This is a genomic window from Brevundimonas sp. BR2-1, from assembly GCF_037626195.1.
GTDB lineage: Bacteria > Pseudomonadota > Alphaproteobacteria > Caulobacterales > Caulobacteraceae > Brevundimonas.
On sequence record NZ_JARKMV010000001.1, the window covers coordinates 1743340 to 1769742 of the forward strand.

The following is a 26403-nucleotide window of genomic DNA, read 5'->3' on the forward strand; positions in this document are numbered from 1 at the left end:
GGGCCGCTACGTTCCGCGCGCCTTCCCGCGCCCACGACAGACGAGAGACCCCATGGCCGATTCCTCCAGCACCTATGACGTCGTCATCATCGGCGGCGGACCGGGCGGGTATAATGCGGCCATCCGCGCCGGCCAGCTGGGGCTCAAGGCCGCCTGCATCGAGATGCGCGAAACCCTGGGCGGGACCTGTCTGAACGTCGGCTGCATGCCGTCCAAGGCCCTGCTGCACGCCTCGGAACTGTTCGAGGCGGCGACGAAGGAGTTTCCGACGCTGGGCATCGACGTCGGAACGCCGAAGCTGAACCTCGGCCAGATGATGAGCCAGAAGGCCGACAGCGTCGGGGCCCTGACCAAGGGCATCGAATTCCTGTTCAAGAAGAACAAGGTCGAATGGATCAAGGGCCGCGGCCGCATCCTTGCGAAGGGCCAGGTCGAGGTGACGGCCGCCGACGGATCGAAGTCGACGCTGACCGCGACAAACATCGTCATCGCCACGGGCTCCGAGCCGACGCCGCTGCCGGGCGTGGCCTTCGAGGAGGGCAGGGTCGTGGACTCGACCGGGGCCCTGTCGCTGCCGGCGGTGCCGAAACATCTGATCGTGGTCGGCGCGGGCATCATCGGCCTGGAGCTGGGCTCGGTCTGGCGTCGTCTGGGTGCGCAGGTGACGGTGGTCGAATTCCTCGACCGCATCACCCCGGGCATGGACAAGGATGTGGCGACCGCCTTCCAGCGCGCCCTGACCAAACAGGGCATGACCTTCAGGCTGGGGGCCAAGGTGACGGCGGCGAAGACCGGCAAGGACGGCGTCGAACTGACCGTCGAGCCGGCCGCGGGCGGAGCCGCCGAGACGCTGAAGGGCGACGTGGTCCTGGTGGCCATCGGCCGCCGCCCGTACACCGAGGGGCTGGGGCTGGAGACCATCGGGGTCGAGGCGGACAAGCGCGGTTTCCTCACCGGTGACCACTTCAAGGTCGCCGACGGCGTCTGGGTTATGGGCGACGTGACCCACGGCCCGATGCTGGCCCACAAGGCCGAGGAAGACGCCGTGGCCGTGATCGAGCTGATCGCAGGCAAGGCCGGCCACGTCGACTACGACCTGGTCCCCAGCGTGGTCTATACGTCTCCGGAGGTGGCCTGGGTCGGCAAGACCGAGGACCAGCTGAAGGCCGGGGGCGTCGCCTACAAGGCCGGGAAATTCCCCTTCACCGCCAACAGCCGCGCCAGGATCAACCACGAGACCGACGGCTTCGTGAAGGTGCTGGCCGACGCCGCCACCGACAGGATCCTCGGCGTCCACATCCTCGGTCCGCAGGCCGGCGAGATGATCGGCGAGGCCTGCGTGGCCATGGCCTTCGGCGGATCGTCGGAAGACGTCGCCCGCATCTGTCATCCGCACCCGACCCGCTCGGAAGCCGTCAAACAGGCGGCCATGGGCGTCGAAGGCTGGACGATGCAGGCCTGAGCCGGTCGCCGACCGTCAGACGCCGGGGATTTCGAGCTGGCGATTGGTCTGACGGCGCAGACCCTCGAAGACGACCAGATTGCCCGGGAAATCCAGGGTGACCTCGCGGAACCGGCCCAGCAGATCCGCACCGATCAACAGGGCGGGCCGGTCGGACAGGCCCAGGGTGTCGAAACAATGCAGGTCGGCGAACAGCATGGGCGTCGGGCCCAGCCGCTGGGGTCCGAACCGCAGATCGTCGACCATGGCCAGGTCCGCGCTCAGGCTCTGGCCCGTGACGCCGTAGAGCGGCACCTGGCGCGCCACGCGGCCGCCGTCCCGGCGGCGCGCGGCCGCGGCCTGCCGCAGCGCCATATTGCCGATTGAATACTGGGCCCCGCTGTCGATGAAGGCCGCCGTCGGCTGACCGTCGACGCTGACCTGGGTCAGGATCATCTGGCCGAAGCGGCCGCGGACCGACCGCATGCCCTGACGACGCAGGCGCGAGCCGGTGATCATGTCGCCCCCCATGATGATCGAGACGCCGCGCACATTCAGGCTGGCCGTGCGCCGCATGACGTTGAACTTCAGCCGGAAGCTGTCCAGCACATCCAGCCCGATCAGGCCGTCCGCGCCCAGCTGGTCGCGCGGGAAGACCGGGCAGGCGAGGTTGCGGAACCCCAGTCCGCTGAGCTGCAGCCGGTTGATCGCCACGCTGCGCGTCACCCGGGCCTCGGTGATCCCGTGAACGATCACGGACGGCAGCGGCGGCAGCTGCAGCCGGTCCGCCAGGGTGTCCGCGATGGAGGTGGCGCCCGCGCCCGTGTCGATCACGAAGGTGAACGGGCCGCGCCCATCGACGGTGACCGCCGCGCCGACGCGGGTGAAAAGATTGCTCAGAAGCTGGATAGGCCGGTCCTCGACCAGCGCGTCCAATGGGTCCTGTGCGGCGGCGGGTCCGGCAGGCAGGCCCAGGGCCCCCAGTCCGGCCAACAAGACGCGTCGGTCCAGGGCTGTCATGCAGTTCACGCTCCGCGCCGCCTCCCCAGCGGATGGACCGTCACTGTAGGCTGGGGGAACCGACCCTGACCAGCCCGTCGTCTTCAGCGCCGCGGATGAGCAGCGGAATATGCTTCCAGCAGGTGTTTTGCGTCGACGGCGGTGTATTTCTGGGTCGTCGACAGGCTGGCGTGGCCCAGCAGTTCCTGGATGGCGCGCAGGTCCGCGCCAGCCCCAAGCAAATGGGTGGCGAAGCTGTGGCGCAGGGCGTGGGGCGTGGCCGAGGCGGGCAGGCCCAGCCGTCCGCGCAGCCGTTGGACCATGGCCTGAACGTGCCGGGGCGTCAGGGGGCCGCCGCGCCGCGCCCGGAACAGGGCGTCGCCCGGTTCCGGCGGAAAGGGCTGCAGCGCCAGATAGTCGTCCACCGCCGTGCGCACTGCGGGCAGGACCGGGGCCAGCCGGGTCTTGCCGCCCTTGCCGGTGATGCGCAGGGTTTCGGGCAGGGGCGCGTCGGCGAGTGTCAGGGCCAGGGCTTCGGAAATCCGCAGGCCGCAGCCGTACAGCAGCGTCAGGACGGCGCGGTCGCGCGCGGCCTCCCAGGGTTCGGCGTCGGGATCGGCGGCGGCTTCCTGCATCAGGCCGCGGGCCTGATCCTCGCTGACGGGGCGGGGCAGAGAGGCCTTGATGCGGGCCCCGCGCACCAGGGCCAGTTGCGGCGCCGGCGTGCCGCAGCGGCGGTCCAGAAAGGCGTGGAAGGCGCGGATGGCCGACAGGGTCTGGCTGATCGACCGCGCCGCCAGAGGATGGTCGCCCCCGCGCCGCTCGGCCAGATGCGCCCGCACCTCGGCGGCGGTGACGGTTCCCAGATCGGACAGGCGCTGGGGCTCGCCGCGATGGTTCTGCAGGAAGGCCAGATACGTCCGGCCGATGCGGCCGTAGGCCTCCAGCGTATTGGCGGCCAGACGGCGTTCGTGGGCCAGATGCTCCAGCCAGGCCGAAAGGGCCTCGTCCGCCGTCAGCTGAGAATGGGCCATCGTTCGGCGGTCCGTTCCACCACCCGGGCGATGAAGGCCACCAGTTCGCAGCCCATGGTCGGGGCGAAACCGTCCGGCTCGGGCGAGCCGAAGGCGCAGATGGCGTGGCGCGCCGGAACCTCGGCGCCGGGGAATTGCGGGGCCATGCGGATCAGGGCGACGGACTTCACCTCCGCCTCGGCCGCGCCGAACAGGTTCAGGCCGTCGAAATTGGGTCCCAGCCAGGTCAGGCCGTGGTCGCCCAGCAGGGCGTCGACGCCGCCCGCCTCGAGCCCGCGCCAGCCGAACGGCACGCCGCCGGGCTTCTCCAGCGCTATGGCGGCCCCGGCCAGGCCGAACCGGCCCTGCGCCACCGCATCGAGCCGGCGGGCCAGATCGGAGGGGTTGCGCGCCTCCATCAGGTCCAGGGCGGCGACATGGGTCTGGGTCTGGGCGGCGAAATTGGCGCGCGCGATGTTCTCGATCCGCTTGCGGGCGTCGGCCTCGCGCTCGGCGACTTCCTCGAGCCGGGTCAGGGCGGCGCGGCCGAACTCCACGACATTGCGGCCGTGGGGCTTGAGCCCGATCTCTTCCAGCAGGGAGCGGTCGTCCAGCAGGATCCGGGCGTTGGCCTGCAGCCACGCCCGGATTTCCGGCCAGTGAGGCTCTTCCGGCTTGGCAGAGAGGTCAGGCGAAACGCTCACAAACCTCTCCTCGAGGCATCAGCTAGAGAATTGACTGACCGGTCTTGCCCCAGTCCGCCAGGAAAGCATCAAGCCCCTTGTCGGTTAACGGGTGTTTGACCAGGGCCTTGAAAACGTCGGCCGGGATGGTCGCGGCGTCCGCGCCCGCGACGGCGGCGGCGCTGACATGGCCGGGATTGCGCAGGCTGGCGGCCAGAATCTGCGTGTCGAAGCCGTGTACGTCGTACAGGACCCGGATTTCCTCCAGCAGGCCGATGCCGTCGGCGCCGTGGTCTTCCAGCCGGCCCACGAAGGGCGAGATGAAGGTGGCGCCGGCCTTGGCGGCCAGCATGGCCTGGGCGGCCGAGAAGCACAGGGTGACGTTGGTCTTGATCCCCTTGTCGGCGAACGCCCGCGCGGCGCGCAGCCCGTCCCAGGTCAGGGGCAGCTTCACGACCACGTTCGGGGCGATGGCGGCCAGCTTGTCGCCTTCCTTGACCATGGTCTCGAAATCGGTCGCCACGGCCTCGGCGGAGATCGGCCCCTCGACCAGGGCGCAGATTTCGGCGATGACCTCGGCGATGTTGCGACCGGATTTGGCGATCAGCGAGGGATTGGTGGTGACGCCGTCCACCATGCCGGTGGGGAGCATGTCCTTGATGACGGCGACGTCGGCTGTGTCGAGGAAGAGTTTCATGGGGCCGGTGTTTAGCGCCCGTCTGGCGGAAGCGCGAGCCAAATCCTCCCCCATCGGGGGTGGAGGAGGGGTCGGCGGAGCCGATCCGACGACCGGACCATGCGCAGCATGGTGGAGGGGGCCTGCCCCTGACGCCGGCGCGTGCGGTCAGCCCCCTCCGTCACGTCGCGAAGGCGCGACGCGCCACCTCTCCCGAGGGGGGAGGATTTGAAAGTCGCCAGCGTCCTCATTCCCCTGCCGGTGCCGGAAGCCTTCGACTACGAGGTTCCCGAGGGGCTGGACGTCGCCCGGGGCGATCAGGTCGCCGTGCCGCTGGGCCCGCGCCTGATGCGGGGGATCGTCTCGGAGGCGCGCGAGACCACGGGATCGAACCGGCGGCTGAAGGCCATCGACCATGTGCTGGACGATCCGCGTCTGCCCGAAAAGACCGTGGACTTCGTCGAATGGGCCGCGCGCTGGACGCTGAGCGCGCCGGGCGAGATGGCGGCGGCCGCCCTGAAGGGTCTGCGCGCGCCCCGGCCGCGCCCCGAGCGGCGGGTGCGGCGCGTCGGCGACAATACTCCCGCCCGGCCCACGGCGGCGCGGACGGCGGTGCTGGAGGCGCTGGGCCAGCGGTCCATGCCGGGCCCCGATCTGGCGCGGGCGGCTGCTGTATCGTCCGGCGTCGTGAAGGGGCTGGTCGACGAGGGGGTGCTGGAGGTGGTCGAGATCGAGGCCGTCGCGGCCTTCGACGCGCCGGACCCGGACCATGCGCCCGCGACCCTCAATCCCGACCAGGCGGCGGCGGCGCATGAGATGGCCGAGGCTACGGCGAAAGGCGGCTTCGCCCCCTTCCTGCTGGATGGGGTCACCGGATCGGGCAAGACCGAGGCCTATCTGGAGGCGGCGGCGCGGACGTTGAAGGCCGATCCGTCGGCCCAGATCCTGATCCTGCTGCCCGAGATCGCCCTCACCCAGGCCCTGATCGCCCGCATCACCGACCGTTTCGGCGCGGCCCCGGCGGAGTGGCATTCGGGCGTCGCCCCGCCGCGCCGCCGTCAGGTGTGGGAGGCGGTCATCGCCGGCCGCTGCAGCATCGTGGTCGGCGCCCGCTCGGCCCTGTTCCTGCCCTACGCCAACCTGCGGCTGGTGATCGTGGACGAGGAGCACGACGGCTCGTTCAAACAGGAGGAGGGGCTGGTCTATCACGGCCGCGACCTGGCCGTGGCGCGGGCGCGGATCGAGGGGGCGACGGTGGTCCTGGCCTCGGCCACGCCGTCGCTGGAGACGTTGTGGAACGCGCATCAGGGCCGCTACGGCTGGCTGAAGCTGGCGGCGCGGCACGGGGCGGCGGTGCTGCCCGACATTTCCCTGCTGGACCTGCGCCAGAACCCGCCCGACCCCCAGACCTGGCTGTCCCAGCCGCTTCGCGAGGCCATCGGCGAGACGCTGCAGCGCGGCGAACAGACCCTGCTGTTCCTCAACCGGCGCGGCTACGCCCCCGTGGTGCTGTGCCGGGTCTGCGGTCATCGGCTGACGGCGCCCGACACCGACAGCTGGCTGGTCGAGCACCGCTACACCGGGCGGCTGATCTGCCACCTGACCGGCTTCTCCATGATCCGGCCGAAGCATTGCCCGGCCTGCGGGGCCGAGGATTCGCTGGTCTCGGTCGGCCCCGGCGTCGAACGCGTCGAGGAGGAGGTGCGCCAGCTGTTCCCGCAGGCGCGGACGGCGGTGTTCAGCAGCGACACGGCGCCGGACGCCAAATCGGCCCGGGCCCTGATCCAGCGGATGGCGGACGGCGAGATCGACATCCTGGTGGCCACCCAGGCGGCGGCCAAGGGTCACAATTTCCCGCGCCTGACGCTGGTGGGGGTGGTCGACGCCGACCTCGGCCTGCGCGGCGGCGACCTGCGGGCGGCAGAGCGGACCTTCCAGCTTCTGACACAGGCCACGGGCCGGGCCGGCAGGGCCGACAAGCCGGGACGGGCGATCCTGCAGACCTGGACGCCCGAGCATCCGGTGCTGATGGCGCTGGCGGCGGGCGACCGCGACGCCTTCGTCGAGGCCGAGATGGCCGAGCGCGAGGCCGCCTCCCTGCCGCCGCACGGCCGGCTGGCGGCCATCGTCCTGTCCAGCGAGAACGCCATGGCGGTCGAGAAGGTCGCCCGCGACCTCGCCGAGAACATACCCAACGCCGAACGGCTGGAGGTCTACGGCCCCGCCGACGCGCCGCTGGCTCTGGTGCGCGGGCGGCGGCGCAAGCGGCTGCTGGTGCGGGCGGACCGCGACGTCGACCTTCAGGGCTTCCTGCGGGCCTGGCTGGCGCGGGTGAAGGCGCCGGCTTCGGTGCGGGTGACGATCGACGTCGACCCGTACAGTTTTCTCTAGTTCGCCTGACGCTCGATCAGCCGGATCTCGAACAGGGCCGGCCAATTCTTGCCCGTGACGAACAGCCGCCGCCCTTCCGGGTCCCAGGCGATGCCGTTCAGGACCGCGTCCGTCGGGTCGAGCCCGGACCGGTCCGGCATCAGGGAGGCCAGGTCGATCACGCCCGTCACCACGCCGGTGGCGGGATCGATGCGGACGATGAAGTCGGTCTGCCAGACGTTGGCGAAGACCTCGCCCTCGATCCACTCCAGTTCGTTCAGCTGGCCAAGCGGGCGCCCGCCGAGCGTCACCGGGACCCGGCCGGTCTCGGTGAGGGTCTGCGGATCGAAGAAGCGCAGCGCAGCCGTGCCGTCGGACAGGATCAGCCGGGTCGTGTCATGGGTCAGGCCCCAACCCTCCCCGGCATATCTGAATTCGCCTCTGGGCTCGAGCGTTACGGGGTCCCAGATAAAGCCCTCTCCGCCCTTCCATGTCAGGGTCAGGACGCGGTCGCCGAAGGCGGTCAGCCCCTCGCCGAACAACGACGGCTCCAGTTCGCGCTTGCGGATGACCGAACCGTCCTCCAGCCGGACCCGCCGCACGGTCGAGGGCGAACGGCCGGTGCTTTCCAGCAGTTCGCCGTTGTGGAACTCCAGTCCCTGGGTGAAGGCGCCGGCGTCATGCGGATATCGGCGGACGACCTCGAAGTCATAGATGCGGATCGGGGCCGATGCGGCCGCCGAAGCGGGAACGGGCGGGGCCGTCGTCTGCGCCGCCGCCGGCAGGGGCGTCAGCAGCGCAAGAAGAACAAGGACGGCCGCCCGCATGGTCACACTCCCGGTTCGGCCGTCTCGGCCTTGTTCAGCGCCGCCTGCCGCGCCTCAAGCGCCGCCTGCTTCTTCGCCGACGCCTTGCGGCCCATCATGTTCAGCCCTTCGACCAGGGCCGAGAAGGCCATGGCGGCGTAGATATAGCCCTTGGGCACATGGACGCCGAATCCGTCGGCGATCAGCACCATGCCGATCATCAGCAGGAAGCCGAGGGCCAGCATGACCACGGTGGGGTTCTTGTCGATGAACTCGGCCAGCGGGTCCGAGGCGAACAGCATGGCCGCCACGGCGATGATCACGGCCACCATCATGATCGGCACATGGTCGGTCATGCCGACGGCGGTCAGGATGGAGTCTATCGAGAAGACCAGATCCAGCATGATGATCTGGACGATGGCGGCGCCGACGTTGTTGATGACGGCGCTGGTCTTGTTCTTCTCCAGCAGGTCGTCGCTGATCGAGGTGTCGACCGCGTGGTGAACCTCGGTCGTCGCCTTCCAGACCAGGAACAGGCCGCCGGCGATCAGGATCAGATCGCGCCAGCTGAAGGCCGTGTCCCACCCCGCGCCGGCAAGACCCAGATCGACGACCGTGGCTGTCAGGCCAATGATCCAGCCGATCGCGGCCAGCAGGCCCAGCCGCATGATCAGGGCCAGGCCGATGCCGATCCGGCGCGTGCGCTGACGATGTTCAGGAGGCAGCTTGTTCGACAGGATCGAGATGAAGATCAGATTGTCGATGCCGAGGACGACCTCCATGACCACAAGGGTGATCAGGGCGGCCCAGGCGGCGGGATCGGACATGAGTGCGGTGATTTCGGTCATGGACCCGGGATAGGCGAGGCGGGGCGGCCACGCCAGAATTTTCCGCCACAGCCAGGCGCGTCAGGGCGCCGCGCCGGGCCGGCCCCTCTGGACCCGGCTCGCAGGCTCGCCTAGCCAAGAGCGAACTGCATTTTGTCTTGTCAGGTGAAGCGTGCCCTCAGGTCTTGCCGCCCTTCTCGACGACGTCGCCACCATCGCCAAAATGGCCGCGGCCTCGGTCGACGACGTGTCCGCCGCCGCGGGCCGCGCCAGCATGAAGGCTGCCGGGGTGGTGGTCGACGACGCCGCGGTGACGCCGGGTTACGCGATGGGCTTTTCGCCCCAGCGCGAGTTGCCCATCATCCGCAAGATCGCCATCGGGTCGCTGAAGAACAAATTCCTGATCCTCCTGCCCGGGGCCCTGCTGATCAGCGCCTTCGCGCCGTGGGCGCTGACGCCGCTTCTGATGGCGGGCGGGGCCTATCTCTGTTTCGAGGCGTCCGAAAAGCTGTGGGAGAAGCTGGCGGGTCACGATCATGGCGAGACCACGCCCGACGAGCTGGCCCTGTCGTCCGGGGAGCTGGAAAAGAAGATGGTGGGTTCGGCGATCCGCACCGACCTGATCCTCTCGGCCGAGATCACCGCCATCGCCCTGGCCGACCTGGCCGAACGCCCGCTGGCGACCCAGGCCGCCGCCCTCGCCCTGGTCGGCCTGCTGATCACCGTGGGCGTCTATGGCGCCGTGGCGCTCATCGTGAAGATGGACGACATCGGCCTGCATCTGGCCGAGCGCCGCTCGCCTGCCAAGCGCGCCGTGGGCCGCGGTCTGGTCCACGCCATGCCGATGGTGCTGACCGGGCTGGCGACGATCGGCACCGCGGCCATGCTGTGGGTCGGCGGCGGGATCCTGGTCCACGGCCTGCACGAGTACCATCTCGACCTCATCCCCGGCGTGGTCGAGGGATTGGGACGGGCCGCCGGACAGGTTGCCTTCGTCGGTCCCGTGACGGGCTGGCTGGCGACAGCCGCAGCCTCAGCGGTCGTGGGCCTGGTGGTCGGCGGGATCATCGTGGCGACCCTTCACTTGATTCCGCGCGGCAGGCGCGCCGCCCACTGACCGCGAAAGCCCGCACGACGCCCTGACGGGGGAAGATGTCGCACCCTGCGCGGGCGCCCCTGCCGCCCCGCATGCGCTAAGCTGAGCCGTCGAATATGGCTGAAGGTTCGCATGACCCTGCGGCGACTGCTCCTTGTGGTTCTTATCCTCGGCATGGCGGCGCTCGGCGCCCCGGCCCCAGCTCTCGCGACTCCCGTCCATCACCTGCCGCCGGCCGATTGCGGGTCGTCCGGGCCTGATGAGACCGTCCCGGCCTGCGTCCAGATATGCCTGTCCCGCCCTCTTTGCCCGCCGGCTCCCGCCCTCGTCGCGCCGCCCGTCCCGGCCATGGCGCGGACCCACGGCCTGAAGCCGGTCGACGACCGGCTTGCCGGCCGCCTCATCGGACCGGAACCGCCTCCGCCCCGGACCTGAATGCGTCTGCAAAATTGCAAACCATTCAAATCTGAAATTGGAGACTGACATGAAACGCGTTCTTACCCTGGCCGCGCTGGCCTTGGCCGCTTCGGGCGGCGTGGCCCTCGCCGCCGAGCCTGCGGCGGTCGCCCAGCTGGTTCACGCCTGCTGCGATCTCGCCGGCGCCTGCCACGACGCCTGCGCCGCCTGCTGTGCGGCGTGTGCGGACTGCCTTGAGGCCTGCGCCGACCATTGCCGCCACGGCTGACGTCTGAAGGCTGACTGAGGAGCGCCCGGTCGCAAGGCCGGGCGCTCTTTTTCGTGCGGCGTGTGCGGCGGCCTGTCTCGGTTGCTCCCCGGGGGTATGAGTGCTATCAGGCGCCCGGCTGAGCCGGAGGGCGCGTTGCAAGACGCGTCGCCGGCGTGCTTTCTTCAAGCATTTCAGGCCTTTGATCGGTGCGCACCCCGCCGCCGGTCGCAAACCCGAACGCTAACCCGCGCGGACCTTATAAGTGGCTGACGATTACAGGACGACGGAAGTCGGCGAGCGCTACGCACAGGCGCTGTTCGACCTCGCTGACGAGACGAAGGTTCTGGACGCCGTGCGCGCCGACCTGGCCTCCCTGCGGGCCGCGTGGAACGAGAGCGCCGACCTGCGCCGGCTGGCCACTTCGCCGGTCATGGCCGCCGAGGACCAGCAGAAGGGTCTGACCGCCATCGCCGCCAGGGCGGGCTTCAACGGCGTGACGAGGAATTTCCTCGGCCTGCTGGCCCAGAACGGCCGCTCGCGCGACCTGCCGGGCGTGATCGCGGGCTTCGATCTGCTGTACGCAAGGAAGACGGGCGTCGTCGCCGCCGAGGTCGTTTCGGCCCAGGCCCTGACCGCCGCCCAGATGAAATCCATCCAGACCGCGCTCCGCACCTCGCTGGGCAAGGATCCGGAGATGACCGCCCGCGTCGATCCGTCGATCCTGGGCGGCCTGAAGGTCAAGGTCGGCTCGAAACTGTTCGACGCCTCCCTGAAGACCAAGCTCGACCAGATGAAGTTCGCGCTCAAGCGCGCCTAACAACCACGCATGCGGCCCCGACGGGGTCGCGCTGACAAGACGATAACAGAGAGCCTGTCATGGACATCCGCGCCGCCGAAATCTCGGCCATCCTCAAGTCGCAGATCGCCAATTTCGGCGTTGAAGCCGACGTGTCCGACGTCGGCCAGGTGCTGTCGGTCGGCGACGGCATCGCCCGCATCCACGGTCTGGACAATGTCCAGGCCGGCGAGATGATCGAATTCCCCAAGGCCGGCGTGAAGGGCATGGCCCTGAACCTCGAGCGCGACAACGTCGGCGCCGTGATCTTCGGCCAGGACAACCAGATCGCCGAGGGCGACGAGGTTCGCCGCCTGGGCGAGATCGTGGACGTTCCGGTCGGCAAGGGCCTGCTGGGCCGCGTCGTCAACCCGCTGGGCGAGCCGATCGACGGCAAGGGCCCGATCCAGTTCACCGAGCGCCGTCGCGTCGACGTGAAGGCCCCGGGCATCATTCCCCGGAAGTCGGTGCATGAGCCGATGCAGACCGGCCTGAAGGCGATCGACACCCTGATCCCGATCGGCCGCGGCCAGCGCGAGCTGATCATTGGCGACCGTCAGGTCGGCAAGACCGCCGTCGCCATCGACACCATCCTGAACCAGAAGAGCACCAACGCCGCCGCGACCAGCGAAGGCGAGAAGCTGTACTGCATCTACGTCGCCATCGGCCAGAAGCGCTCGACCGTGGCCCAGATCGTCAAGACGCTCGAGGAGCGCGGCGCCCTGGACTACACCATCGTCGTCGCCGCCACGGCTTCGGAGCCGGCCCCGCTGCAGTTCCTGGCCCCGTTCTCGGGCACGGCCATGGGCGAGTTCTTCCGCGACAACGGCATGCACGCCCTGATCGTCTATGACGATCTGTCCAAGCAGGCTGTTGCGTACCGCCAGATGTCCCTGCTGCTGCGCCGTCCGCCGGGCCGCGAAGCCTATCCGGGCGACGTCTTCTACCTGCACAGCCGCCTGCTGGAGCGTTCGGCCAAGCTGAACGAGGACAACGGCTCGGGCTCGATGACCGCCCTGCCGCTGATCGAGACCCAGGCCAACGACGTGTCGGCCTATATCCCGACCAACGTCATCTCCATCACCGACGGCCAGATCTTCCTGGAATCGGACCTGTTCTACCAGGGCATCCGCCCCGCCGTGAACGTCGGCATCTCGGTGTCGCGCGTGGGCTCCTCGGCCCAGATCAAGGCGATGAAACAGGTCGCCGGCTCCATCAAGGGCGAGCTCGCCCAGTATCGCGAGATGGCCGCCTTCGCCAAATTCGGCTCGGACCTCGACGCCTCGACCCAGAAGCTTCTGGCCCGCGGCGCCCGCCTGACGGAACTGCTGAAACAGCCCCAGTATTCGCCGCTGACGGTCGAAGAGCAGGTGGTTTCGGTCTACGCCGGCACGCGCGGCTATCTGGACAATATCGCCGTGGCCGACATCGGCCGCTTCGAGAGCGAGCTGCTGGCCCGCATCCACTCCAAGCACAGCTCCATCATGGACGGCATCCGCACCCAGAAGGCGCTGTCCAAGGAGCTGGAAGCCGAGCTGAAGGCCGCCATCGAGGCCTTCGCCAAGACCTTCGCGTAAGACCGACCGGTAGGGATTAGAAGAGCAGCACCGGATGGCAAGCCTCAAGGAAATGCGCAATCGGATCGGAAGCGTGAAAGCCACGCAGAAGATCACGAAAGCCATGCAGATGGTCGCCGCGGCCAAGCTGAAACGCGCCCAGGACCAGGCCGTCGCGGCCCGGCCCTACGCCCAGCGCATGGCCGCCGTCATCGCCAATCTGGCGGCCGGCGTGTCCGGCGACGGCGCGCCCAAGCTGCTGGCCGGCACGGGTTCGGACCGGAAGCACCTGGTCATCGTCGCCACGGCCGACAAGGGCCTGGCCGGCGGCTTCTCGTCGAACGTCGTCCGCGCCGCGCGCGACCGGATCAACAGCCTGATCGCCGAGAGCAAGGACGTCCGCATCATCGCCGTGGGCCGCAAGTCCCGCGACGGCCTGACCCGTCTGTTCGGCGACAAGGTCGTCAGGACCTTCGAACTGTCGGACCACAAGGTGCTGGGCCTGCCCGCCGCCCAGCCGATCGCCGAGCTGGTCGCCAGTGAGTTCGAGGCCGGAAACGCGGACGTCGTCACCCTGTTCTACAGCCAGTTCAAATCGGTGATCTCACAGGTCCCGACCGCCAAACAGCTGGTCCCCGCCGTGGTCGAGGGGGGCGCCGCTCCCATCAACCTGAACGGCGCGGTCTACGACTACGAGCCGTCCGAGGAGGAAATCCTCGAGACCCTGCTGCCGCGCAACATCACGACCCAGATCCTGGCCTCGATGTACGAGAACCAGGCCGGCTTCTACGGGGCCCAGATGGGCGCCATGGACTCCGCGACGCGCAATGCGGGCGACATGATTTCCGCCCTGACCCTGACCTACAACCGATCCCGCCAGGCGCAGATCACCAAGGAGCTGATCGAGATCATCTCCGGCGCCGAAGCCCTCTGATCCGATCCTGACCGACATTCCGAACCGGAACGCAACGATGACCGACACCACCGCCCCCAAGAAGCCCGCCGCCCGCAAGGCCGCTCCCAAGGCTCCGAAAGCCGCCGCCGCCGCCACCGGTAACGCCGCCTATACGGCGGGAACCGGCGTGGGCAGGATCGCCCAGGTCATCGGCGCCGTCGTCGACGTCGAGTTCGAGGGCCAGCTGCCGGCCATCCTGAACGCCCTGGAAACGACCAACGTCGACCAGAAGACCGGCAAGCCGTTCCGCCTGGTCCTGGAAGTCGCCCAGCACCTGGGTGAGAACATGGTCCGCACCATCGCCATGGACACGACCGAGGGCCTGACCCGCGGCCAGGCCGTGACCGACACCGGCACCTCCATCCTGGCCCCCGTCGGCCCGGGCACGCTCGGCCGCATCATGAACGTCGTCGGCGATCCGATCGACGAACAGGGCGCGATCAAGACCCAGATGTACCGCCCCATCCACCGCGAGGCGCCTTCGTTCGAAGAGCAGTCGACCTCGTCGGAAATCCTCGTCACGGGCATCAAGGTCATCGACCTGATCTGCCCCTATACCAAGGGCGGCAAGATCGGCCTGTTCGGCGGCGCCGGCGTGGGCAAGACCGTGACCATGCAGGAGCTGATCAACAACATCGCCAAGGCCTACGGCGGTTATTCGGTTCTGGCCGGCGTGGGTGAGCGCACCCGCGAGGGCAACGACCTGTATCACGAGATGATCGAGTCCAATGTGAACGTGGACCCGGCCAAGAACGGCGGCTCGACCGAAGGCTCGAAATGCGCCCTCGTCTACGGCCAGATGAACGAGCCTCCCGGCGCCCGCGCCCGCGTCGCCCTGACCGGCCTGGCCCAAGCCGAATATTTCCGCGACGAGGAAGGCAAGGACGTTCTGCTGTTCGTCGACAACATCTTCCGCTTCACCCAAGCCGGTTCGGAAGTGTCCGCCCTGCTGGGCCGCATCCCGTCCGCCGTGGGCTATCAGCCGACGCTGGCCACCGAGATGGGCAACCTGCAGGAGCGCATCACCTCGACCAAGAAGGGCTCGATCACCTCGGTCCAGGCCATCTACGTTCCCGCCGACGACCTGACCGACCCGGCCCCCGCCGCCTCGTTCGCCCACCTGGACGCGACGACCGTGCTGAGCCGCGACATCGCCGCCCAGGCCATCTTCCCGGCCGTGGATCCGCTGGACTCCACCTCGCGGATCATGGACCCGCTGGTCATCGGCGAGGAGCACTACAACGTGGCCCGTTCGGTCCAGGAAGTGCTGCAGCAGTACAAGGCCCTGAAGGACATCATCGCCATCCTGGGCATGGACGAGCTGTCGGAAGAGGACAAGCTGGTCGTCTCGCGCGCCCGCAAGATCCAGCGCTTCCTGTCGCAGCCGTTCTTCGTGGCCGAGCAGTTCACCAACTCGCCCGGCAAGTTCGTCGAGCTGGCCGACACCATCCGCTCGTTCAAGGGCATCGTCGCCGGTGAATACGACCACCTGCCGGAAGCCGCCTTCTACATGGTCGGCACGGTTGAAGAGGCCGTCGAAAAGGCCGGCAAGATGGCGGCCGAAGCCTGATGGCCGGAAAGCTGCAGTTCTCGCTGGTGGCGCCTGAGCGCGAGGTCTTCAACGGCCTCGTCGATCAGGTCGATGCGCCCGGCGCCGAAGGCGACTTCGGCGTTCTGGCCGACCACGCGCCCTTCATGACCGCCCTGCGCGAGGGCGTGGTCACGGTCATCGACGGCGGTTCGCGCCGTCAGTTCGAGGTCCACGGCGGCTTCGCCGACGTGACCCCGGCCGGCCTGACCATCCTGGCCGAACAGGCCTCGGAAGTGACTGCGGCTTAAGGCTTCGGACCCTTGTCATCCCGGACGCGGCGAAGCCGCGATCCGGGACGCGCCTGCCCCGACAATCTCCCTCCCGGAAGACGCGCAGCGACTGTCCGGGAGCAGGTCTGACGCCACACGTCTCCCGGTTCAGCTCTGCGAGCTGCCCGGGAGTTTTCGTTTGTGAAGCGCCTGCCGTCCCGGCTCTTCGCTTCGCTCGGCCGGGATGACAATGCGGCGAGCCTTGACCCGTCCGATCCAGGTCCTAGATAGCCCCTGAAGACGAGGCCACGTCCTCGCCCCGGCGGCTTCGGTCGCGGGCAAAGTCCGGGACGGCCCGGCCCTTTGCAAGGAGGGCCGCAGCCATGGCCTGGATCTATCTTCTCATCGCCGGCCTGCTCGAGATCGTCTGGGCCTATTTCATGAAGCAGTCCCACGGCTTCACCCGGCTGTGGCCCAGCGTGGCGACGCTCGGCTTCATGGCGGTCAGCTTCGCCCTGCTGTCGCTGGCCATGAGGAATCTGCCCATGGGCACCGCCTATGTGGTGTGGACCGGCATCGGCGCGGTCGGCGCCTTCATCGTGGGCGTGGTGCTGCTGGGCGAACATCTCAGCGTGATGCGGGTCGTCGCGGCCGTGCTGGTCCTCGCCGGACTGGTGATGTTCCGTCTGGCCCCGGGCGGCGCGACGCACTGACTGTTGCGCGGCGGCGCCGGGCGCCTCAGGATCGCGGCAGGGAGAAGGCTCATGCTGGAACTGCGTCCCAACTGCGAATGCTGCGACCGCGACCTGCCGTTCGACAGCGCCGAGGCCCGCATCTGCACCTTCGAATGCACCTTCTGCGCCGCCTGCGCGGAGGGGGTGCTGAAGGGCGTCTGTCCCAACTGCGGCGGCGGCTTCGTCGCCCGCCCGATCCGGCCAGCCGCGCTGATGGCGAAATACCCGGCCTCGACGAAACGGGTGCGCAAGCCACAGGGCTGCGCGGCGGCCTAGATCACCAGCGGCGCGAACACGGCCACGACCTGTTCGTAGACATCCCGTTTGAACGGCACGATCAGGTCCGGGGCGTCGGCGAGCGCCCCCCAGCGCCAGGCGTCGAACTCGATCTCACCGTGAGCTTCCAGATCGATCTCGGACTCTTCGCCGGTGAAGCGGAAGGCGAACCAGCGCTGCTTCTGCCCGGCCCAGCCGCGCGCGGCCTTGGTCCCGCCGTAGCCCTCGGGGAAGTCGTAGACGATCCAGTCCTCGGTCGAGGCGATCAGTTCGGCGGAGGTGACGCCCGTCTCCTCGCCCAGTTCGCGGCGGGCGGCGGTTTCCAGATCCTCGCCGTCGTCGACCCCGCCCTGGGGGAACTGCCAGTTATGCGGACCCTCGGTCCCGGCGCGCCGCCCATACCAGACCCGGCCGTCCGGATGGAACAGCACGACGCCGACATTGGGGCGGTAGCGGGAGAGGTCGGGGGCCGTCATACGCCCGCCTTAGCAAGCAAGGATGCGGTCGCGCTACCGTCCCGGCCGCTGCGTCATCGCGGAAGCCGGAGCCAGCTGCAGGCCTCGCGCGTCGAGCTCGGAGGTCCAGCGCGCCACGGCCTCGACCGTGACGGGATAGCTGAAGCCCGTACCCAGGGCCTGGCCGCGGCCCTTGGCCAGGGCTTCCAGCGCGTTCAGCTGGCCGACGATGGCGGCGGGGGTCTGTTGCTCGTCGATGATCCGGTTGGCGCTGGCGCGGGCCCAGGCGCCTGGCCGGCGGCTCATCGAGCCGTCGTCGAGGAAGGCCACGCCGCGCTGGCGCAGGACGCCGAGGAAGGCGTTCATGCCGGCGTCCGAGGTCGCGAACCGGTCGCCCATATAGTTGGTCACGCCGAAATAGCCGACAGCCCGGCCCAGCAGCCAGTTCATCTTGGACTGGAGGTCGGCGGGCGAGCCCGAGGCCAGCAGGGTGTAGGGGCCGGGGTCGTTGTCGGGATAGCCGGTGGGCTCCATCGGCATTTCCAGCATGACCTCATGGCCCTGCGCCCGGGCCAGGTCGATCCAGGTCTGCAGACCCTCGGCATAGGGGACGAAGCTCAGCGTCACTTCGGGGGGCAGGCGTTCGATGGCGGCGCGGGTGGTGACGGCGTTCAGGCCCAGACCGCCGACGATCAGGGCCACGCGCGGGCGGCCGTTCGAGCGGAACGGGCGGGCGTAGGCCTGGGCCGGGACGCGGCCGTCGCTGGCGATGACCGGCAGGGGGCCGTTCGGGCCCGGCTGGCTCAGTCCGGCGATGGGGGCGACGGGCAGGGGCGAGGCCTCGACGCGCGGCGCCGTCACAGGAGCGCCGGCGCCCGAGACGGTGGCGCCGTTGGGCAGGGTGATGACCGCCTCGCCGGCCAGAGCGGGATCGATCGCCCCGCCTTCGGCCGCCAGATCCTGCCACGAGCCGTAGGCGCCCATGGAGAAGGCTTCCAGACCGGTCGGGACCGGGGCGGCGACGGGGGCTTCGCGTTTCAGCGCCGCGCGGGCCGAGGGAGCGCCGGCTCGGGGATCGCCCAGTACGGTGATGAACAGGGCCGCGGCCCCCAGCAGCATCAACCCGGCCCCGGCGACGGCCACGGGGGGCTTGCTGACGAAGCGGATCACGGGCGCGAGGCTTTCGCGCATCGAGCGGCGAACCGGGGGAATACCGGCGGTGGCGGCTAGAACGGACTGGCGCTTGGCGAACATGGGCAGAACGGGACGCTTGATGCGGGGGTCCGCGAAGCGGACTCCTTCAGGCGCCACATTGGCGGGCGTCGGTTAAGAAAGCCTAACGCGGCGTTAGGCGTCTAACGCCCGCGCCCGCCTCAGTTTTCCGGCACGGGGTCCGGCTCGACCGCGGCCAGGGTCGCGCCCGGTTCGGCGACCACGATGCCTTCCGGCGCGGCGGCCAGCTGGGCCAGGTTTCCACCCGCGCGCAGCACGTCGAAGGCCCGCTCCAGCTGATAGTCCTTGTCCTCGTCATAGGCCTCGCCCGGGGCCTCGCGGGGCGTGTGCGGCCCCTTGCGCTCGGCGCCGATCGAGGAGTCCAGGGCCGTGGCGTAGGCGGCCTCTGAATAGATGAAGTTGGACCGCGACACGATCCGCGCCTCGGCCGCCGAGCGCGACACCTCGAGATCCGGCTCGATGCCGATCTTCTGGATCGAGGCGCCGGACGGCGTGTAATAGCGCGCCGTGGTGATCGACAGGGCGCCGTCGGCGCCGCCGCGCAGCGGGATGACGGTCTGGACCGAACCCTTGCCGAAGCTGGTCAGGCCCACCAGCGTGGCCCGCTGGTGATCCTTCAGGGCGCCGGCCACGATCTCCGAGGCCGAGGCCGATCCATAGTTGATCAGCACCACCAGCGGCAGGCCGCCGGTCTGGTCGCCCGGGCGGGCGGCGTAGCGCTGGATCTGGTCCGCCTTCCGCCCGCGCTGACTGACGATCTCGCCCCGCTCCAGGAAGGCGTCGGACACGGCGATGGCTGCATCCAGCAGGCCGCCGCCGTTGTTGCGCAGGTCCAGGACATAGCCCTTGATGGCCGGGTTCTCGGTCTTGAGCCGGGCGATGGTCTCGCTCAGCTCCCGGCCGGTGTTCTCGTTGAAGGTCGACACGCGCAGATAGCCGAAGTCGCCCTCGACCCGGCCGGTGACGGATTCGATCTTGATGACCTCGCGGGTCAGGACGACCTCCCTCGGCTCCTCCCCGTCGCGCAGGAAGGTGACCTTGACCGAGGTGCCGACGGCGCCGCGCAGTTTCTCGGACACCTGGCTGACCGTCAGGCCCGAGGCGTTCTGGCCGTCGATCGAGGAGATGACGTCGCCGGCGTTCACGCCCGCGCGCGCGGCCGGTCCGCCGTCCATGGGCGAGATCACCTTCACCATCCCGGCCTCGGACTGGATGGTCAGGCCGACGCCGGAATATGCGCCCGAGGTGCGCTCCTGCAGGTCGCCATAGCCATCGGGCGGCAGATAGTTGGAGTGGGGGTCCAGGGCCGTCATCATGCCCTGCAGCGCCGCCTCGATCAGCTTCTTGTCGTCGACCGGCACGACATAGGCCTGTTCGACGATGCCCAGCACGTCTCCGAACAGCCCCAGCATGCGGAAGGCTTCGTTGCGCGGCGTCTGGCCGGCCGCGGTGGCGGCGCCCACGCCCACCATGGCCACGGCGGCGGCGCCAATCAGAAGCAGTTTACGCATAGGGTTTCTTTCAGAGGGTCAGGCGGCGTCTTCAGTCAGATATGAACCGCGAGACGACGAAATCGTGGCCGAGCGGCGGTTTGGCGATAAAATCAGCGTCATCGCGGCTTGGGAAGCGGTTTCGCCCTCAACGCAACCACGGCGCGGGATCGATCGGGCGCTCGTCGCGGCGCAGTTCGAAGGCGATCTCGCCGTCCGCGCCCGAACGGCCCAGCACCTGGCCGTCGATCACCCGCTCTCCGGTCTGCACCGAGGCCTCGTCCAGTCCCGACACCACGGCGCGCCAGCCGGGGCCGAGATCGAGGATCACCACCTGCCCCCAGCCGCTCAGCGGGCCCGCGAAGGCCACACGGCCGGAGGCGGGCGACCGCGCCTCGGTGCGATCCGCCCGCCAGCGCCAGCCGCTGGAGCCGCTTCCGAACCGTTGTGACGGCGCGCCGTCGACGGGCGGCGTCAGGCTGCTGCGTCCGGCGGGCAGGCGGGCGGCGGCGGGCTGGGCCTCCGCGTCCGCGACCGGCACGGCGGCGCCCAGCGACTTGAGCCGGGCCTCCAGCGCCCGCGTCGCCCGTTCCGCAGTCGCGGCCTCGGCGCGCAGCACGGCCTGAAGCGCGGTCTTGCGCGCGCTCAGGGCCTCGATCCGCGCCCGCCGGTCGCCGCGGGCGCTTTCGGTGGTGAACAGCTGTTCGCTGTTCAGGGCGGCGATGCGGCGCACACGGTTGATCTCGTCCTGCCGGTCGGCCAGTCCCTGCGCCCGAGCCTGCAGCGTCGGCGCCATGGCGCGGATCAGGATGGAGGCGCGCACCGTGTCGACCGCCTTGTCGGCCGGAACCAGCAGCGGCGGCGGCGGGCGACGGCTCATCATCTGCAGCGCCGACAGCAGCCGGCCCTGCCGGCCCCGCGCCTGCGACAGCTGCGCCACCAGCGCCGCCTCCCGCGCACCCAGTTCCCGCAAGCGCGCCCGCTGGGCGAGGATCAGCCGGTCGTCCTCGCCGACCGACGCGCGCAGCTGGTCCAGCGACCGCTCCAGCCCCGCCAGTTCGGCCGCCGCCTCGGCGGCCTCGGCGCGCAGGCGGCGGGCGCGGGCCTGCTCATCCCGAAACTCGGCCTGCAGCCGAGCGACATCGACCGTCGGCGCCGCACCGACGGGCAGGGCGGTCAGGCTCAGACAGAGGATCAGGACCAGCGGACGCATCAGTCGCGATGATAGGGCGATCCGGCCAGAATCGTCACGGCGCGATACAGCTGTTCCGCAAGCATCGCCCGCGCCAGGGCGTGCGGCCAGGTCTGGGGCCCGAAGGCGAGGGTCGATCCCGCCGCCGCGCGAACGCTGTCGTCCAGCCCGTCGGCCCCGCCGATGGCGAAGACCAGCCGCCGCTCGCCGCGGTCGCGCAAGCTGGCGATATGGTCGGCGAAGGCGCGGCTGGAGAAGGTCTTGCCGCGCTCGTCGCAGGCGATCAGATGCGCGCCCTCGGCGGCCTTGAGGATCAGCTCGGCCTCGGGGGCCTTGCCCGGCTTGCGCGGCTCCAGATCGACCAGCTCCAGCGGGCCGAGGCCCAGAGCCCGGCCGGCCAGGGTCGCCCGCTCGGCGTAGTCGGCCGCCAGCATGGCCTCGGGTCCCCGCCCCGGCTTGCCGATGGCGATGACGGCCAGCTTCATCGGTTCAGAAAATCAGGCGCGCGCGTCGATGCGGTGGCCGCTCTCGACCGACCAGATCTTCTCGATGTTGTAGAAGGCGCGCACCTCGGGACGGAACAGGTGGACGATGACGTCCCCCGCATCCAGCAGCACCCAGTCGCAGTGCGGCAGGCCGGAGACCTTGACCTTGCCCAGACCCTGTTCCTTCAGCGCGCGCTGCAGGTGATCGGCCAGGGCGCCGACGTGACGGTGCGACCGCCCGGAGGCGATGATCATGGTGTCGGCCATCGGGCTTTTGCCCTTCAGGTCGATCAGGACGATGTCCTGCGCCTTGTCGTCGTCGAGACGCGCAAGGATCGCCGTTTCCAGCGCGGTTGAGCCGACGGGAAGGGGAGCCTGCGGACCATCTTCGGAGCGGATGGGTTCGAATTCGTCCATCTCGTGCGCCGTGTTCGAAACGGCGGCGTCTTGCGCATCGTGCGCGGGCGAGGGGGTCAGCGGAGGGCTCCAGGGAGATTACTAAAGCGGAAGCCTATCATAAATGCGCGGCGGCGTCACGGGCTGCGCGCAAGGCGGTCGACGAGCGCGGATTCAGCGGCGCCGTCAGATAGGTCCAGGCGGGCGCTTCGAGGTCCGGCAGCAGCCGCGCGCGGCCGGCCGGTATGCGCGCCGCCGCGAAGCGGGCCGCGGCCGGAGCGGTGCGGCTGTCCAGCTCGCTGCCCGGCCGGGCGATCACGGCCATGGGCATCATCCGCATGATATCGGTCCAGCCGCGCCATTTGTGGAAGCCGGCCAGATTGTCCGACCCCATCAGCCAGACGAAACGCACGCCCGGATGCCGCGCCGTCAGGGCGCGCAGGGTGTCGACGGTCCACTGCGTGCCGGCGCGGGTCTCGAAATCCGAGACCACCATGGACCGCCCGTCCGCCGCCAGTTTCGCCGCCGCCCGCGCCGAGGCCATGCGCTCGGCCAGGGGCGCGCTGTCGCGGGCGTCCTTGAGCGGGTTCTGCGGCGACACCAGCCAGACGACGCGATCCAGCCCCAGCCGCCGCATCGCCGTCTCGGCCACATGGGCATGGCCGTCATGGGCGGGATTGAACGAGCCTCCGAACAGGCCGACGGCCATGCCCGGCTGAAGATCCAGCCCGTCGCGCAGGGCGCCGGGTCTGGGCCCCTGGGCTTTCGGCGCGGAACCGGCGTGGAAGAAGGACAAGGCGGCGGGGCTCGGGGGCGGACTTATGCTCAGCAGTGAGCTAACACGCCGGGACGGGCGGGGCTACGGCGCCCAGCCGCCCGGCGTCTCCATGACCGTCTCGTCTTCCTCGGCCGGGGCGATCTCGCCGCGGTCCTTGCGGACCTCGGTCCAGGCGGCGCGCAGCAGCTCGGTCACGCCCTCGCCCGAGACGCCGGACACCAGCATGGGACGGCGGCCGGCGACGGCTTCCAGCTCGGCGGCCTTCTCCTCGCGCGCCTCGGGGGTCAGGGCGTCGACCTTGTTCAGGGCGAGGACCTCGGCCTTGTCGGCCAGGCCGGCGCCATAGGCTTCCAGCTCGTTGCGGATGGTGTGGTAGGCGCCGGCGACGTCGTCCTGGGTGCCGTCGATCAGATGGATCAGACAGCCCGACCGTTCAACGTGGCCGAGGAAGCGGGTGCCCAGACCGGCCCCTTCCGAGGCGCCCTCGATCAGGCCGGGAATGTCGGCGATGACGAACCGCTCGGTGGCCGACAGGTCGACCACGCCGAGGTTGGGCACGAGCGTGGTGAACGGATAGTCGGCGATCTTGGGCCGGGCGGCGCTGGCGGCGGCGAGGAAGGTCGACTTGCCCGCATTGGGCAGGCCGGCCAGACCGACGTCGGCGATCAGTTTCAGCCGCAGCCAGATCCAGCGCTCCTGGCCTTCCTGACCGGGGTTCGCATAGGCCGGCGCCTGGTTTTGCGGGCCCTTGAAGTGGACATTGCCCCAGCCGCCGTTGCCGCCCTTGAGCAGCATCTCGGTCTTGCCGGCCACGTCCATGTCCAGCAGCACCGTCTCCTTGTCGTCGTCCAGCACCTGGGTGCCCACCGGCACCTTCAGGATCACGTCCTCGCCCTTGGCGCCGTGCATCTGGCGGCCCATGCCGTGGACGCCGGTCTGGGCCTTGAAATGCTGCTGGTAGCGATAGTCGATCAGGGTGTTCAGGCCCTCGACGGCCGTGATCCAGACGTTGCCGCCATTGCCCCCGTCGCCCCCGTCCGGTCCCCCGTTCGGGATGAATTTTTCGCGCCGGAACGAGACGGCGCCCGCCCCGCCGTTGCCCGAGCGGATATAGATCTTGGCCTGGTCGAGAAACTTCATCGCGGGCTTATGCCGCAAGAGAGCGGCGAATTACAGGCGGGGATAGCGATGGCTGCGCACGGATCGGCACTCGTGTTACGCAACTGTCAAAAGGGGGAGAATGATGTTCGATCAACCGCCCGTCTGGACGGCGCCTATCGCGAACGTGAGCGCGTGGTTTGTTTGGCCGGCAATCAGCGCTGTGATGTCGTTCGTTGCGTTGATGGCCACAATCAAACTGGCTGACCGATCGAGGCGCGAAGCTCGCCGCAAGGAATATTCGGTTCTGTTGGGACTCGCTGCGTCGTTGGAAACCGTCTTGGGCGTCTATGAGGGTATGTACCGAAGAATGACGGCGAACACTTACAAGATTGAGCTTCGCGCCGCTTCCGAAGTGGCGATGGTTCCGCATTTTTCGGAGGTTTTGGATCAGCTGAAACTAACCGATATTCCTACTCCGTCCTCGGCTGAGACTTTTGTCAGCGTACGCGCATGGATGCGGCGAATGCCAAAATGGCTGGAGGATTGGGAGAAAGAGGACTTCGTAGTAGCCAAAAAAGACCTACGCCATCAGCTAAAATATCTTCGGCACTTTCAGAGTATTTTCGAAAGCGAGGCCGAGCTGGTGATGACTGAGTTTAGCTGGCGGCATAGATTTATGCGGTCGATAAAATCTCTAAAGACTTGGTCTCTTGCCAAGCTTTCGACCCTTATCCAAAGGGCTCGTTCTCGATAATCCGACCCCGGTCGGTGAAATAGAAAGGGCGGCCGAAGCCGCCCTTTCAGATTCTTGATGTGCTGCAATCAGCCCTCGGCCCACACCCCGAACGGATCGCTCCACGGCATGTCCAGCGCCTCGGCGACGGCCGGATAGGTCAGTTCGCCGTTCAGCACATTCAGGCCGCGCGCCAGATGCGGGTTGGACTTCAGCGCGTCCAGACCCTTGTTGGCCAGCGCCAGGCCGAAGGGCAGGGTGGCGTTGTTCAGCGCTTCCGACGAGGTGCGCGGGGCGGCGCCCGGCATGTTGGCGACGCAATAGTGGACGACGCCGTCGATGACATAGGTCGGGTCTTCGTGGGTCGTGGCGTGGCTCGTCTCGAAACAGCCGCCTTGGTCGATGGCCACGTCGACCAGCACCGAGCCGGGCTTCATCTGCTTGAGGTGTTCGCGCTTGATCAGCTTCGGAGCTTCCGCGCCCGGGACCAGGACGGCGCCGATGATGACGTCGGCCTTGACCAGTTCTTCCTCGATCGCGCCGATGGCCGAATAGCGGGTGATGACCCGGCCCTGGGTGACTTCGTCGATATAGGCCATGCGCGGGATCGAGCGCTCCAGCACCACGACCTCGGCGCCCAGACCCATGGCCATGCGGGCCGCGTTCAGGCCGACGACGCCGCCGCCCAGCACCAGCACGCGGGCCGGGGCCACGCCCGGAACGCCGCAGAACAGCAGACCCATGCCGCCGTTGTGCTTCAGCAGGGTCTCGGCGGCGGAGAAGACGGCGATCCGCCCGGCCACTTCCGACATCGGCGCCAGCAGCGGCAGGCCGCCTTGCGCGTTGGTCACGGTCTCATAGGCGACGGCGGCGCATTTCGACGCCAGCAGCCCCCTGGTCTGCTCGGGATCGGGCGCCAAGTGCAGGTAGGTGAACAGGATCTGGCCTTCGCGGAGCATTTCCCACTCGACCTTCTGCGGCTCCTTGACCTTCACGATCATGTCGTTGTCGGCGAAGACGGTCTTCGCATCGGCGACGATCTTCGCTCCGGCCTTCCTGTAGTCCGCGTCGGTGAAGCCCGCGCCGAGGCCCGCGCCCGTCTCGATCGAGACGGTGTGGCCGTGGGCGACGTATTCGCGCACCGCCGTCGGCGTCAGGCCGATGCGGTGTTCGTTCTTCTTGATTTCCTTCGGGACGCCGACGCGCATGACCGTTTCCTCTGCCAGTCCGTTTCGCGCGGCAATCTAGCGGCGGTTTGGCCGCAGGTTCCTGTTCTTTTCAGCGACTGAACGCTGTACACTCGCAGAATCTGCGAACGAGGCGCCCAATGAAGACGATTTCCGCCGTCGCCCTCGACGACACCGACCGCAAGATGATCCGCGCCCTCCAGGCCGACGGCCGTATGACCAACGCCGATCTGGCCCGCACCGTGAACCTGTCCGAGAGCGCCTGCCTGCGCCGCCTGCGAGCGCTGGAGGCGGCGGAGGTCATCAGCCGCTACGCCGCCATCATCAACGAACGCGCCGTGGGCCTGCCGATCAGCGTCTTCGTGACCGTGACCCTGTCGTCCCAGGCCGAGGCCTCCCTGACGGCCTTCGAGACCGCCATCGCCACCGTGCCCGAGGTGGTGGAATGCTATCTGATGACGGGCGGCTCGGACTATCTGCTGCGGCTGGTGGTGCGCGATGTCGACGACCTGGAGCGCGTGCATTCCCATGAATTGACGCGGATTCCGGGGGTGACGCGCGTCTCGTCCAGCGTGGCGATGCGAACGGTGGTGAAACGCGGGGCCTTGCCGGTCTAGGT

28 protein-coding genes are annotated in these 26403 nt (G+C 68.9%); 13 read left to right on the forward strand and 15 right to left on the reverse strand.

What is annotated here, in order from left to right:
* Positions 1-52 precede the first annotated feature (52 nt).
* Positions 53-1462 carry a dihydrolipoyl dehydrogenase gene (gene lpdA, locus BrevBR_RS08715; protein WP_340000655.1) on the forward strand — a complete coding sequence of 470 codons (1410 nt, stop codon included), beginning with the start codon at positions 53-55 and terminating at the stop codon, positions 1460-1462.
* A gap of 15 nt (positions 1463-1477) precedes the next feature.
* Here the strand turns inward: lpdA and BrevBR_RS08720 are convergent, their stop codons facing one another.
* From BrevBR_RS08720 to fsa, 4 genes are all read right to left on the reverse strand, one after another.
* Entirely contained in the window at positions 1478-2461 is a 984-nt protein-coding gene (locus BrevBR_RS08720) for an aspartyl protease family protein (RefSeq protein ID WP_340000656.1), read from the reverse strand.
* A gap of 83 nt (positions 2462-2544) precedes the next feature.
* The gene (locus BrevBR_RS08725; RefSeq protein WP_340000657.1) at positions 2545-3474 is read right to left on the reverse strand and encodes a tyrosine recombinase XerC; all 930 of its coding nucleotides are present in this window, start codon (positions 3472-3474) and stop codon (positions 2545-2547) included.
* Positions 3456-4157 carry a DUF484 family protein gene (locus BrevBR_RS08730; protein WP_332639277.1) on the reverse strand — a complete coding sequence of 234 codons (702 nt, stop codon included), beginning with the start codon at positions 4155-4157 and terminating at the stop codon, positions 3456-3458. The genes BrevBR_RS08725 and BrevBR_RS08730 overlap by 19 nt, the downstream gene beginning before the upstream one ends.
* Before the next feature lie 22 nt (positions 4158-4179).
* Entirely contained in the window at positions 4180-4833 is a 654-nt protein-coding gene (fsa, locus tag BrevBR_RS08735) for a fructose-6-phosphate aldolase (protein ID WP_340000658.1), read from the reverse strand.
* 207 nt (positions 4834-5040) lie between these two features.
* On the opposite strand from fsa, the gene BrevBR_RS08740 reads away from it, so the two are divergent.
* The gene (locus BrevBR_RS08740) at positions 5041-7203 is read left to right on the forward strand and encodes a primosomal protein N' (protein WP_340000659.1); all 2163 of its coding nucleotides are present in this window, start codon (positions 5041-5043) and stop codon (positions 7201-7203) included.
* Here BrevBR_RS08740 and BrevBR_RS08745 read toward each other — a convergent pair.
* Positions 7200-8009, reverse strand: a complete 810-nt coding sequence (locus BrevBR_RS08745) for a glutaminyl-peptide cyclotransferase (RefSeq protein WP_332639274.1) — start codon at positions 8007-8009, stop codon at positions 7200-7202. The genes BrevBR_RS08740 and BrevBR_RS08745 overlap by 4 nt on opposite strands.
* Before the next feature lie 2 nt (positions 8010-8011).
* Complete coding sequence (locus tag BrevBR_RS08750) at positions 8012-8836, reverse strand: TerC family protein (RefSeq protein WP_340000660.1); 825 nt, start codon at positions 8834-8836, stop codon at positions 8012-8014.
* Between the two features lie 151 nt (positions 8837-8987).
* On the opposite strand from BrevBR_RS08750, the gene BrevBR_RS08755 reads away from it, so the two are divergent.
* From BrevBR_RS08755 to BrevBR_RS08795, 9 genes are all read left to right on the forward strand, one after another.
* Positions 8988-9932, forward strand: a complete 945-nt coding sequence (locus tag BrevBR_RS08755) for a DUF808 domain-containing protein (protein WP_340000661.1) — start codon at positions 8988-8990, stop codon at positions 9930-9932.
* 463 nt (positions 9933-10395) lie between these two features.
* Positions 10396-10596 (forward strand): hypothetical protein, encoded by a 201-nt coding sequence (locus BrevBR_RS08760; protein ID WP_332639270.1) that lies wholly within the window; start codon positions 10396-10398, stop codon positions 10594-10596.
* A 244-nt stretch (positions 10597-10840) separates the two neighbouring features.
* Positions 10841-11395 (forward strand): F0F1 ATP synthase subunit delta, encoded by a 555-nt coding sequence (locus BrevBR_RS08765; protein WP_340000662.1) that lies wholly within the window; start codon positions 10841-10843, stop codon positions 11393-11395.
* A gap of 59 nt (positions 11396-11454) precedes the next feature.
* Positions 11455-12990: a F0F1 ATP synthase subunit alpha gene (gene atpA, locus BrevBR_RS08770; RefSeq protein ID WP_332639623.1), complete on the forward strand. Its 1536-nt coding sequence runs from the start codon at positions 11455-11457 to the stop codon at positions 12988-12990.
* Positions 12991-13024: 34 nt separating this feature from the next.
* Positions 13025-13903 carry a F0F1 ATP synthase subunit gamma gene (locus BrevBR_RS08775; protein WP_340000663.1) on the forward strand — a complete coding sequence of 293 codons (879 nt, stop codon included), beginning with the start codon at positions 13025-13027 and terminating at the stop codon, positions 13901-13903.
* Positions 13904-13940: 37 nt separating this feature from the next.
* Entirely contained in the window at positions 13941-15494 is a 1554-nt protein-coding gene (atpD, locus tag BrevBR_RS08780) for a F0F1 ATP synthase subunit beta (RefSeq protein ID WP_340000664.1), read from the forward strand.
* The gene (locus BrevBR_RS08785; protein ID WP_332641499.1) at positions 15494-15763 is read left to right on the forward strand and encodes an ATP synthase F1 subunit epsilon; all 270 of its coding nucleotides are present in this window, start codon (positions 15494-15496) and stop codon (positions 15761-15763) included. The genes atpD and BrevBR_RS08785 overlap by 1 nt, the downstream gene beginning before the upstream one ends.
* A gap of 344 nt (positions 15764-16107) precedes the next feature.
* On the forward strand, positions 16108-16437 hold the full coding sequence (locus tag BrevBR_RS08790; protein WP_332641498.1) for a DMT family transporter: 330 nt from the start codon (positions 16108-16110) through the stop codon (positions 16435-16437).
* Positions 16438-16488: 51 nt separating this feature from the next.
* Complete coding sequence (locus BrevBR_RS08795; RefSeq protein ID WP_332641497.1) at positions 16489-16734, forward strand: DUF1272 domain-containing protein; 246 nt, start codon at positions 16489-16491, stop codon at positions 16732-16734.
* Here the strand turns inward: BrevBR_RS08795 and BrevBR_RS08800 are convergent.
* The 8 genes from BrevBR_RS08800 to obgE all read right to left on the reverse strand — a co-directional run bounded on the left by BrevBR_RS08800 (position 16731) and on the right by obgE (position 23903).
* Positions 16731-17210, reverse strand: coding sequence for an RNA pyrophosphohydrolase (locus tag BrevBR_RS08800; RefSeq protein WP_332641496.1), 480 nt, complete (start codon positions 17208-17210; stop codon positions 16731-16733). The genes BrevBR_RS08795 and BrevBR_RS08800 overlap by 4 nt on opposite strands.
* A gap of 33 nt (positions 17211-17243) precedes the next feature.
* Positions 17244-18443: a divergent polysaccharide deacetylase family protein gene (locus BrevBR_RS08805; protein WP_340000665.1), complete on the reverse strand. Its 1200-nt coding sequence runs from the start codon at positions 18441-18443 to the stop codon at positions 17244-17246.
* 119 nt (positions 18444-18562) lie between these two features.
* Positions 18563-19933: a S41 family peptidase gene (locus BrevBR_RS08810; RefSeq protein WP_332641494.1), complete on the reverse strand. Its 1371-nt coding sequence runs from the start codon at positions 19931-19933 to the stop codon at positions 18563-18565.
* Positions 19934-20060: 127 nt separating this feature from the next.
* Positions 20061-21125, reverse strand: a complete 1065-nt coding sequence (locus BrevBR_RS08815) for a murein hydrolase activator EnvC family protein (RefSeq protein WP_332641493.1) — start codon at positions 21123-21125, stop codon at positions 20061-20063.
* Positions 21125-21589: a 23S rRNA (pseudouridine(1915)-N(3))-methyltransferase RlmH gene (rlmH, locus tag BrevBR_RS08820; protein ID WP_340000666.1), complete on the reverse strand. Its 465-nt coding sequence runs from the start codon at positions 21587-21589 to the stop codon at positions 21125-21127. Before rlmH ends, BrevBR_RS08815 begins: the two co-directional genes overlap by 1 nt.
* A gap of 12 nt (positions 21590-21601) precedes the next feature.
* Positions 21602-22006, reverse strand: a complete 405-nt coding sequence (rsfS, locus tag BrevBR_RS08825) for a ribosome silencing factor (RefSeq protein ID WP_332641491.1) — start codon at positions 22004-22006, stop codon at positions 21602-21604.
* Positions 22007-22103: 97 nt separating this feature from the next.
* Positions 22104-22781, reverse strand: a complete 678-nt coding sequence (locus BrevBR_RS08830; protein ID WP_332641490.1) for a nicotinate-nucleotide adenylyltransferase — start codon at positions 22779-22781, stop codon at positions 22104-22106.
* A 63-nt stretch (positions 22782-22844) separates the two neighbouring features.
* On the reverse strand, positions 22845-23903 hold the full coding sequence (obgE, locus tag BrevBR_RS08835; protein WP_332641489.1) for a GTPase ObgE: 1059 nt from the start codon (positions 23901-23903) through the stop codon (positions 22845-22847).
* Between the two features lie 100 nt (positions 23904-24003).
* On the opposite strand from obgE, the gene BrevBR_RS08840 reads away from it, so the two are divergent.
* Positions 24004-24618, forward strand: a complete 615-nt coding sequence (locus tag BrevBR_RS08840; protein ID WP_340000667.1) for a hypothetical protein — start codon at positions 24004-24006, stop codon at positions 24616-24618.
* Between the two features lie 68 nt (positions 24619-24686).
* Here BrevBR_RS08840 and ald read toward each other — a convergent pair whose 3' ends face one another.
* Positions 24687-25805, reverse strand: a complete 1119-nt coding sequence (gene ald, locus BrevBR_RS08845; RefSeq protein ID WP_340000668.1) for an alanine dehydrogenase — start codon at positions 25803-25805, stop codon at positions 24687-24689.
* Between the two features lie 119 nt (positions 25806-25924).
* Between ald and BrevBR_RS08850 the strand changes: the two genes are divergently transcribed.
* Positions 25925-26401, forward strand: coding sequence for an Lrp/AsnC family transcriptional regulator (locus BrevBR_RS08850; RefSeq protein WP_332641487.1), 477 nt, complete (start codon positions 25925-25927; stop codon positions 26399-26401).
* Positions 26402-26403: the final 2 nt, after the last annotated feature.